9 protein-coding genes are annotated in these 9,276 nt (G+C 65.8%); 6 read left to right on the top strand and 3 right to left on the bottom strand.

All coding sequences use genetic code 11. The features are described 5' to 3' along the window. The 3 genes from A8G08_RS06745 to A8G08_RS06735 form a co-directional block, all read right to left on the bottom strand. The coding region (locus A8G08_RS06745) for an MlaD family protein (RefSeq protein ID WP_157108435.1) at positions 1–602 on the bottom strand (602 nt) is incomplete at its 3' end. A 1-nt stretch (position 603) separates the two neighbouring features. After that, on the bottom strand, positions 604–1,392 hold the full coding sequence (locus A8G08_RS06740; protein ID WP_245672700.1) for an MlaE family ABC transporter permease: 789 nt from the start codon (positions 1,390–1,392) through the stop codon (positions 604–606). Positions 1,393–1,605: 213 nt separating this feature from the next. After that, positions 1,606–2,433 carry an MlaE family ABC transporter permease gene (locus tag A8G08_RS06735; RefSeq protein WP_068271806.1) on the bottom strand — a complete coding sequence of 276 codons (828 nt, stop codon included), beginning with the start codon at positions 2,431–2,433 and terminating at the stop codon, positions 1,606–1,608. A gap of 155 nt (positions 2,434–2,588) precedes the next feature. Between A8G08_RS06735 and A8G08_RS06730 the strand changes: the two genes are divergently transcribed. From A8G08_RS06730 to A8G08_RS06705, 6 genes are all read left to right on the top strand, one after another. Next, positions 2,589–3,677 carry a homogentisate 1,2-dioxygenase gene (locus tag A8G08_RS06730; RefSeq protein ID WP_068271825.1) on the top strand — a complete coding sequence of 363 codons (1,089 nt, stop codon included), beginning with the start codon at positions 2,589–2,591 and terminating at the stop codon, positions 3,675–3,677. A 63-nt stretch (positions 3,678–3,740) separates the two neighbouring features. Then, positions 3,741–4,928: an alpha/beta hydrolase family protein gene (locus tag A8G08_RS06725; RefSeq protein ID WP_068271803.1), complete on the top strand. Its 1,188-nt coding sequence runs from the start codon at positions 3,741–3,743 to the stop codon at positions 4,926–4,928. Further along, positions 4,928–6,193 carry a CaiB/BaiF CoA transferase family protein gene (locus tag A8G08_RS06720; RefSeq protein WP_084435995.1) on the top strand — a complete coding sequence of 422 codons (1,266 nt, stop codon included), beginning with the start codon at positions 4,928–4,930 and terminating at the stop codon, positions 6,191–6,193. The genes A8G08_RS06725 and A8G08_RS06720 overlap by 1 nt, the downstream gene beginning before the upstream one ends. Before the next feature lie 19 nt (positions 6,194–6,212). Further along, complete coding sequence (locus A8G08_RS06715; protein WP_068271801.1) at positions 6,213–6,872, top strand: TetR/AcrR family transcriptional regulator; 660 nt, start codon at positions 6,213–6,215, stop codon at positions 6,870–6,872. Positions 6,873–7,218: 346 nt separating this feature from the next. Next, entirely contained in the window at positions 7,219–9,051 is a 1,833-nt protein-coding gene (locus A8G08_RS06710; RefSeq protein WP_068271798.1) for a hypothetical protein, read from the top strand. Further along, on the top strand, positions 9,048–9,251 hold the full coding sequence (locus A8G08_RS06705) for a hypothetical protein (RefSeq protein WP_068271795.1): 204 nt from the start codon (positions 9,048–9,050) through the stop codon (positions 9,249–9,251). Before A8G08_RS06710 ends, A8G08_RS06705 begins: the two co-directional genes overlap by 4 nt. The last annotated feature ends 25 nt before the right edge of the window (positions 9,252–9,276 follow it).

Below are 9,276 nucleotides of genomic sequence, written 5' to 3'. Positions count from 1 at the left end.
ATCTTCTGGTGCGCGGCAGCCAGATTCAGCAGATCGAATCCGGAGCGAAGCAGTGGGTGCAGTTCCTCGGCGAGCTGGTCGAACCGGTTGACGAGATCGTTGAACTGCTTGCCGGTGAGGGTATTGGTGACCTTGCCGACGTCGCGCAGCACACCGATCGCAGAGACCTGCGCAGCCGTATCGCCCATCGGAATCACCGCACCGTCGCGCAGCGTCACCCCGGTCTCCTGTGGCTCGAGCTCGACGCCCACCACGCCGAAGATGTTCGAGGGCGCGAAACTCGCTGCCAATCCGCCGGACATCTCCTTGGCCTGCTCGGATTCGATGGAGAGAGTGAGGACCTGGCCGCCACTGCGCGTGGTCGCCACCTCGTCGACCTTGCCGACCAGCAGTCCGCGGTACTTCACGTCGGCACCGGAGACCAGGCCATCACCGACAGTGTCGGAGGTCAGCGTCACCGCGATGCGATCGTCGAATCGGCCCTGCGCATAGAGCACAAGCGGCACCGCGACCGCGATCACCAGGCCGATCGCGATCCCGCCGAGTCCGAGTAGCTGCCGCCGGGTCGGTCCCCGCCCGCGCAGGTCGATCAGATTTGCCATGTCACCCCGAGAACCTGAATCCGACGTCCGTGCCCCAGAAGATCAGCGTCAAAACCATGTCCAGCACGACGATCACGATGAAGCTCGACTTGATCGCGCGGCCGGTTGCCATGCCAACGCCCTCCGGCCCTCCGGCGGCGAAGAAGCCCTGGTACCCGTGCACGAGGATGACCGCGACGATGAACACGATCGCCTTGATCAACGAGAAGCCCATGTCCTCGAGCCGCAGGAACGCGTTGAAGTAGTGGTCGTAGGTGCCTTCCGACTGGCCGTGCAAGCGGTTGACCACGAACGCGCACGACAGGTAGCTGAGCACGAGGGTGATCAGGAACAGCGGAATGATGGTCACGACGCCGGCGATCACCCGAGTGGTGACCACGAACGGAATCGGTTCCACCGCTTGAGCTTCCAGCGCATCGATCTCCTCGGAGATGCGCATCGACCCGATCTCCGCGGTCATCCGGCAGCCCGCCTGCGCGGCGAAGCCGATCGCGACGACGATCGGCCCGATCTCGCGGGTGGTGGCGTAGGCGGACAGGAAACCGGTGAGCGGGCCCATCCCGAACATGTCGAGTGAATTGAACGCCTCGACACCGATCGAGCCGCCGACCGAGATGCCGAGCACCACAAGCACGGCGACCGTGCCGCCGCCGACGATGATCGCGCCACTGCCCCACATCATGTCGGAGAGCACCGCCATGGTCTGGTTGCGGTAGACGCGCAGTGTGCGCGGCACAGCCCCGATCACCTGCACCATGAAGTGGAATTGATGCCCGATCCGCTCGACCATCCGGATCGGCGCCGTGCTGGTGCGAGCCAGCGCGGCAGCGCGCGGGCTTGCGGCGAGGTAGGTTCGCATGCCGGTCGCAGGAGCGGAGCCTGCGGAGCGACCCTCGGGCGCAGGAGCGGAGCCTGCGGAGCGACCCTCGGGCGCAGGAGCGGAGCCTGCGGAGCGACCCTCGGGCACAGGAGCGGAGCCTGCGGAGCGACCCTCGGGCATCGCTCAGCCGACCTTGGTGTCGACGAACATGGACATGATCTGTGTGACAACGAGATTGAGCACGAAGCTGGATACGACGCTGAGCACCACGGCGGCATTCACCGCGTCCGCTACACCTCGCGGGCCGCCCTTCGCCTCGAGGCCCCGGTGCGCCGCGATTGCGACCACGACGATCCCGAACAGCTCGGCCTTGAAGATCGCGGCCCAGAGGTCGGTGAGCCCCGCGAACTGACCGAAGGACCCGATGTAGCTGCCGGCCGCCCCGCCCTGGAAGGCCACGTTGATGAAGTAACCGGTGGCGACGCCCATCGCGATGATCTCGATGCAGATGAGCGGGGCGACGACGATGACTGCGAGCATTCGCGGCGCGATGATCCGCCGGGCCGGGTCGATGCCCATGGTGCGCAGGGCATCGATTTCCTCGCGCACCGTGCGCGCACCGAGGTCCGCTGCGATCGCGGAGCCGACCGCGCCGCCGATCAGCAGGGCCGCAGCGACGGGCGCGCCCTGGCGCAGGATGCCGAGTGCGCTGGCAGCGCCGGCCATCGACGACGCGCCGATCTGCTGGGTGAGGCTGCCGATCTGAACCGACACGATGACGCCGAACGGAATCGCGACCAGCGCCGCCGGGACCGCCGAGACACCGGCGAAGAACGTGGTCTGCGCATACATCTCGCGCCACGAGAATTTCCCGGTGACGACATCGCGGATCAGGTATGCGAACGCCGTGCAGGTCAGCTCGAGGAGGCGGCCGAGCGTGCGGATCGATGCCGCGGTGAACGCTCCGGCCCGCTCCACCTGCCGGCTTACGCCGAGATCAGCTACTGCCAACGAACAGTCCTAACTAGTGGTGTGACGTTGTTCCGATCGGATCGCCACTGTCCCCGCCCGCTACCGGCCAGCAATTTGCCACCGGGATCGAGGCGAATCTAACATCAGATTCAGGTTGTGATCCAGGTCTCTGTTTCTCAAATGAAGGAGTGCCGGTGGAATCGTTCATTCACCTGCGAAAAGGCGTCACCCCGCAACGTCTGCACGCCGACCTGGACGGCCTCAAGGACGATGAACTCGGGCGGGCAGGCTTCACCGGCCGCACCGCGATCCTCTACCACCGCAACGACCCGACTGCGTTCCGCGCGGCCGGCCCACTGCGCCCGCTCGACGTGCTCTCCAACGAGATCAAGCCCACCGACGCCGTCGACTCGCGCGGGGAGCCCTCGCTGCTCTTCCACAACGCGGACTGCCGGATCCTGCTCAGCCGGCGCAGCACCGAGATGCCGTTCCATGTCCGGCACATCGACGGGGATCTGCTGATCTTCGTGCACGCCGGTACAGGCACGTTCGAGACCGAGATGGGTCCGCTCGCCTACCGGCCCGGCGACTGGGTCTACCTGCCGAAGGCGTTGACGTTCCGACAGATTCCCGACAACGAGTCATTCCTGTTCATGATCGAGGCGGTCGACGAGTTCCGGGTGCCGCCGGCCGGGACGCTTGGGCGGCACTTCCCCTTCGATCCGTCGCAAATCACCATCCCCGACCCGCAGCCGATCGATGACGACGGACGCGACGAGTACGAGGTGCGCCTCGTCCACGAGGGCGGGCCGAGTTCGCTTTTCTACAAGCACAACCCGATCGACGCAGAGGGCTGGCGCGGCGACAACGTCCCGTTCACCTTCAACATCGACCAGTACACCGCTATCGGGTCCGAAGCGATCCATCTTCCGCCGACAGTGCATCTGTTCATGCAGGCGACCGGCGTGTACATCATGAACTTCCTGCCCCGCCCGGCAGAGATGCTGCCCGGCGTCGAGCGCACGCCCTGGTACCACCGCAATGTCGACTTCGACGAGATCGCCTTCTTCCACGGCGGTTCGGTGTTCGGCATCGAGATGCCGCCGAGTCTGTTGACCCATGCGCCGCAAGGTATTCACCACGGCGCGCCGGAGCGAGCGCGCGAGCGCGCACGCAGACGGCACGACGTCGACTCCCGCATCGAGTGGAAGGTCATCTCGATCGACACTCGCCGCCGGCTGACCCCATCGCCGGAGCTGCTCACACACGTCATCGGCAGCTGAACGCGAAACTTCACCAGCACAACACTTCTCGCCCCAATGCACGTCCAGAGAGGACCGCAGCACATGCCAAGTGCAGAACTCCGGCACCGTTACGAACGCATCCCGTACCTCGTTGTGTTCGAAGACAATTCGCTCTTCCGTGACATCTACGGCGGCACCGGCGAAAGTGTGGTGCTGGAGAGCTTCCTGCTGAAGCCGGAGAAGCCGTCCGACACGGTGCTGGTGTTCATGCACCCGATCGGGGGCGGCGCCTACCTGCCGATGATGAACAACCTCGCCAAGGCGGGGCACCACGTCATCTACTGCAACAGCCGCTTCCGTGGAAACGACTCGGCGCTGCTGATGGAGAAGGTCGTCCAGGACCTCGGCGAATGCATCCGCGATGCGAAGGAGCGGCTCGGCTACCAGAAGGTCGTGCTCGCCGGCTGGAGCGGCGGCGGCTCGCTGTCGTTGTTCTATCAGCAGCAGGCGCAGAACCCGACGCTCACCTCGAGCCCGTCCGGTGACGGCCCTGACCTGACCAAAGCCAACCTGATCCCGGCCGACGGCGTGATGCTGCTCGCCGCACACATTTCCCGGCACGGCACGCTCACCGAGTGGATGGATCCGTCGATCCTGGACGAGTCCGACCCGTCCAAGCGCGACATCGAACTCGACCTTTACAACCCGGACAACCCGAATCAGCCGCCCTACTCGCAGGAGTTCCTGGACCGGTTCCGCGACGCGCAGATCGCGCGCAACCGCCGGATCACCGCCTGGGTGAAGGACAAGCTGGCGGAGTTGCGGGACGCGGGGCGCCCGCTCGACGAGTTCGGTTTTGTCGTACACGGCACGATGGCCGATCCGCGCTGGCTCGATCCAGCCGTCGACCCGAGCGAGCGCGAGCCGGGCACCTGCTATCTCGGCGACCCGCAGGTGGTGAACATGGGCCCGGTCGGCCTGGCCCGCTTCTGCACGCTGCGCGGCTGGCTCTCGCAGTGGAGCTACGACGATGCACGCGGCGACGCGCTCAAAGCCGGACCGGAGATCGCAGTGCCGACGCTGGTCATCGGGAACCTCGCCGACACGGCTTGTACCCCGAGCCACACACGCCGGCTATTCGAGGCGATCGGCCACCCGGACAAGGAAATGCACGAGATTTCCGGCGCCAACCACTACTACAGCGGCCCCGACCAGAAGGAGACGCTGCGCAAGGCCATCGGTCACGTCACCGATTGGCTCGTCCGACACGACTTCGCGAAACTGGACTGATGACGGACGACCAACAGCCCACCGGTAGCGAAGCGGACGTATGTACCGGTAGCGAAGCGGACGTTTGTCGCGGCGCGCTCGACGGCATCACCGTTCTCGAACTCGGCACACTCATCGCCGGGCCGTATGGCTCACGCCTGCTCGGGGATATGGGCGCGGACGTCATCAAGATCGAGCCGCCGGATCGGCCGGACCCGATCCGGACCTGGGGACAGGCCGAACTCGACGGGCATCACTTCTTCTGGACTGTGCACGCCCGCAACAAGCGCGCGATCACGCTCGACTTGCGCGATCCGCGCGGCCGTGAGGTCTTTCTCGAACTCGTCGAGCGCGCGGACATCATCGTCGAGAACTTCCGGCCCGGCACCCTCGAGCGCTGGGATCTCGGCTACGAGACACTTCGCGAACGGAACAAGGGCATCATCCTCGTGCGCGTGTCCGGCTACGGCCAGACCGGGCCCGACGCCAACAAGGCGGGCTACGCCTCGGTCGCGGAGGCGGCATCGGGACTGCGCTATCTCAACGGCTATCCCGGCCAGCTGCCGCCGCGCCTCGCGCTCTCACTCGGCGACACCCTCGCCGGGATGTTCGCCGCCCAGGGTGCGCTTGCCGCGCTGTACCGGCGCAGCGTCACCGGTGAGGGTCAGATCGTCGATACCTCCCTGCTGGAATCCTGTGTGGCCGTTCAGGAATCGACCATCCCCGACTACGACGTCGGCGGTATCGTGCGTGGCCCGTCCGGCACTCGATTGGAGGGCATCGCGCCGTCCAATCTCTACCCGACCGCGGACGGCAGCCATGTGATCATCGCGGCCAATCAGGACACCGTCTTCGCGCGGCTGTGCGCGGCGATGGACCAGCCGCAGCTCGCGACGGATCCCCGCTTCGCGAATCACGGCGCGCGCGGCCGCAACCAGGATGAGCTCGACGCCCTGATCGGCGAGTGGTCATCCGGTTTCGACGCCGCCGCGCTCACCGAAAAGCTCGGTGCCGCAGGAGTTGTGACCGGCCCGGTGAACACCGTTGCCGAGGTTGTTGCCGACCCGCATCTGCGCGAACGCGGCATGATTGCCGAGCACTTCGACACCCGCATCGGCCGCAACGTGCTCGGTCCTGGCATCGTGCCGCAGCTGACCGGTACGCCGGGCACCATCCGCAACGCCGGCCGCGCCGAGCCGGGCGAGGACAACGAGGCGGTCTACGGCGGGCTGCTCGGCCTGGACGCCGAGGCGATTACAAAGCTGCGCGAGGACGGGGTGATCTGATGACCGAGAGCACAACGAGATGGTAGTTACCCCCAAGGGGCGCCGCACCGAAGCGGCCTTTCACCAGGCCGCACGGCAGGTGTTCGCCGAGAAGGGTTTTCTCAACGCGAAGATCTCCGACATCGCTTTTGCGGCCGGTCGTTCCCCCGGATCGTTCTACAACTATTACGACAACAAGCAGCAACTGCTCGAAGCGCTGCTGCTCAAATTCAACAGCGACGTACTCAACCGCGCCCGACTGCGGGCCACCGACGACCAGCAGAAGAACATCGAGGAAGCGGTCCGGGTCTACTTCGAGACCTTCCGCGAATACGTGCCGGAGATGATCGGCGCCTATCAACTCTCGATGACCGACGCGAAATTCGCCGAGTGGTGGCGCACCCGCCGCGACCGCGGAATCAAGGGCGTCCTGTCGGTGGTGCGGGCTGTGGAACGCTCCGGGATCGACGTCGATCTCGACCACACCGTGTTCGCTTCGGCGATCGTCTCGATGCTCGACTCGTTCTGCTGGCAGTGGTTCGCCGCCGGCGGGGATTCGATGGTCAAGACGCGCGACGACGAGGTGGCGATTCAGGTGCTCACCGAAATCTGGCGCCGCTCGTTGTACAACGGCCGGCAGCCCGCACAAACGGGCGCAAAACTTGGTCCCGGGGACGAAACTTCGCACCCCGGAACATAATTCGCACACGTTTTCACGGCCAAACGCACGCGGGCCCTTACCATCTGGGATGGGGTTCGGGATCGAACCGTCGGATACGTGACTGAATCGGTATGTGACGAATCCCGTCACCTGGACGATGATGGAGTGTCGGTTCAATCGAAGGTGTGAGGACAGTGAGTAGCTTGCTCGGATTCGTCGTCGCAGCCCTGGCATACCTGTTCTGGCTGCTGTGAATGTCGCCGTGCGCGGTTGAGGAACTCCTCCACCGCGCACGGGCCGTTCAGGACGATCAGCCCTACCACCCAGCCGACAGGCAAGCGAAACCCTCGCCACGGCACCTACACACTTGCCATAATCGGGACTTATGGCGTTACTCGCGGTACCAAGTACTTCTGTGCTCGCGCAGTCCGAGGGGGGTGGCGCGGCTCTCGGCCAAGTGTTCGGCATGACCGCGGCCGCGGGGGTCGTCTCGATCGTGCTGCTGTGGATCGGTTACCTGCATCGGACCCGCAAGATCACGTGGCTTGCCCGCCTGGCCGACTGGGCCGCGGGTCGCCTGCACCGCCCACCGTGGGCCGCTCTGCCCATGCTGTTCTTCGTCACCACCATCGTGTGCGCACTGTTCGGGTTCATCTGGGACGTCAGCCTGCACATCGGCAAGGGGCGCGACTCCGGACCGCTCGCCAACCCCGCGCACTACTTCATCCTGATCGGGCTCTTCTTTCTGTTCATCGCCGGCATGCTCGCGGTCTTTCTGCCGTATGAGAAGCCGGGCGCGGCAGCGATCCGGATCACCCGCACCTGGCACGCGCCGATCGGCGGAGTCTTGTTGGCGGCGTGCGGTCTCTACGCGCTGATCGGCTTTCCCCTGGACGACATCTGGCATCGCATCTTCGGCCAGGACGTGACGCTCTGGGGTCCCACGCATCTGATGTTGATCGGCGGCGCCGGACTGTCGTTGATTGCGTTGCTCCTGCTCGAACGCGAGGGCCGGGCGGCAGCGCCGTCGGATGCGGAGCGGGACGGACTTGGCGTGTGGCTGGTGCGCTGCGCGGCGTTCGGTGGCCTGCTCATCGGACTGTCGGTCTTCCAGATCGAATACGACTTCGGTGTCGAGCAGTTCCGGCTGGTACTGCAGCCGATGCTGATCGCGGCCGCCGGCGCGCTGGCACTGGTCGCCGCCCGCCTGACGCTGGGCATGGGCGCCGCGATCCTCGCGGCACTGATAGCCGCGGCGATCCGCGGCGCGGTGGCACTCGTGGTCGGACCGGGTCTTGGCGCACCGCTCAACGTGTTCACGCTGTACGCCGGCGCCGCGATCGTCGTCGAACTCATCGCCTTCACCCCACTCGTGCGCAAGCCGATCATCTTCGGCGCGGTCGCGGGTCTCGGTGTCGCGACACTCGGACTGCTGGGTGAGTCGTGGTGGATCGACGCCGTTTATCACTACCCGTGGCCGACGAGCATGTGGGGCGAGGGACTGGCGATGGCAATTCCGGTCGCCATCGCCACCGGCATCTGCGGCGGATTGCTCGGCATGGTCCTCACCGGCCGGCCACTCCCGTCGGCGCGCGCGAGCGGCGTCATCGTCGCGTTGACCGTGCTGATCGTCGGCGGGGCTGTCTACAACGGCCTGCGCACCGAGGTCCCCGACGCCACGGCCACGATCACACTCACTCCCGTGCCCGGCGACGGTGGCGAGCACGTGTCGGCCGAGGTCCGACTAGAACCGGCGGACGTCGTCGGCGACAACCCGGAGTGGGTATCGATCCTGTCCTGGCAGGGTGGACTCGACAATCAGCGCGGACTGAACATCGACGTGCTCGAACGCACCGGCCCGGGTGAATACCGCTCCACCACATCGATACCCGTCTACGGGGACTGGAAGACGCTGCTGCGCATCCAAGACGGCACCACCATGGCGGGCGTGCCGATCTACCTGCCCGCCGATCCAGGCATCGGCGCGGAAGGCTATGCAGCACAGCCCAAATCGACCGAGCCGTTCGTGGAAGAGATCAAGATCCTGCAGCGCGAGCGCAATTTCGACCACCCGTCGTGGCTGTATTCGGCGGCCTCACTGGTGGTGCTCATCTGCTCGCTGATCATCATCGCGGCGCTCTCGTGGGGCGCATGGCGGATCAACTCGAGCGGATCCCTCGCCACATCCCATCGACGCCCCACCGTGCCGTCGAGTTGAGCGCCGAACCCGGTAGCTTTCCCGTCGCTTCGCTCGCAGGAAGCGAAGAAGTTCTGGCGACGCATTCGGTGATTCTGGCGCTGCCCGCGCTGATTCCCGCACTGCTCGTCGTGGGCGTGGTCGTGGTGATCGCCGTGCGTGACCGGCGCAGGGGCGACGACGACCCAGCCGACGAGAACGACACAACCGATCCGGACTAACAGACCCGGTCCCCCGACCGAGGCC

It is taken from the genome of Aldersonia kunmingensis (genome assembly GCF_001646865.1).
Taxonomy (GTDB): Bacteria; Actinomycetota; Actinomycetes; order Mycobacteriales; family Mycobacteriaceae; genus Aldersonia; species Aldersonia kunmingensis.
Note: the sequence above shows the minus strand (reverse complement) of the source record. Positions and strands in the feature narration are given on the sequence as shown.

Bases quoted from the DNA above. Each gene is read 5' to 3' on its own strand.
- A8G08_RS06740 (WP_245672700.1), bottom strand. From the start codon at position 1,392: ATGGTCGAGCGGATCGGGCATCAATTCCACTTCATGGTGCAGGTGATC.
- A8G08_RS06725 (WP_068271803.1), top strand. From the start codon at position 3,741: ATGCCAAGTGCAGAACTCCGGCACCGTTACGAACGCATCCCGTACCTC.
- A8G08_RS06720 (WP_084435995.1), top strand. From the start codon at position 4,928: ATGACGGACGACCAACAGCCCACCGGTAGCGAAGCGGACGTATGTACC.
- A8G08_RS06715 (WP_068271801.1), top strand. From the start codon at position 6,213: ATGGTAGTTACCCCCAAGGGGCGCCGCACCGAAGCGGCCTTTCACCAG.
- A8G08_RS06710 (WP_068271798.1), top strand. From the start codon at position 7,219: ATGGCGTTACTCGCGGTACCAAGTACTTCTGTGCTCGCGCAGTCCGAG.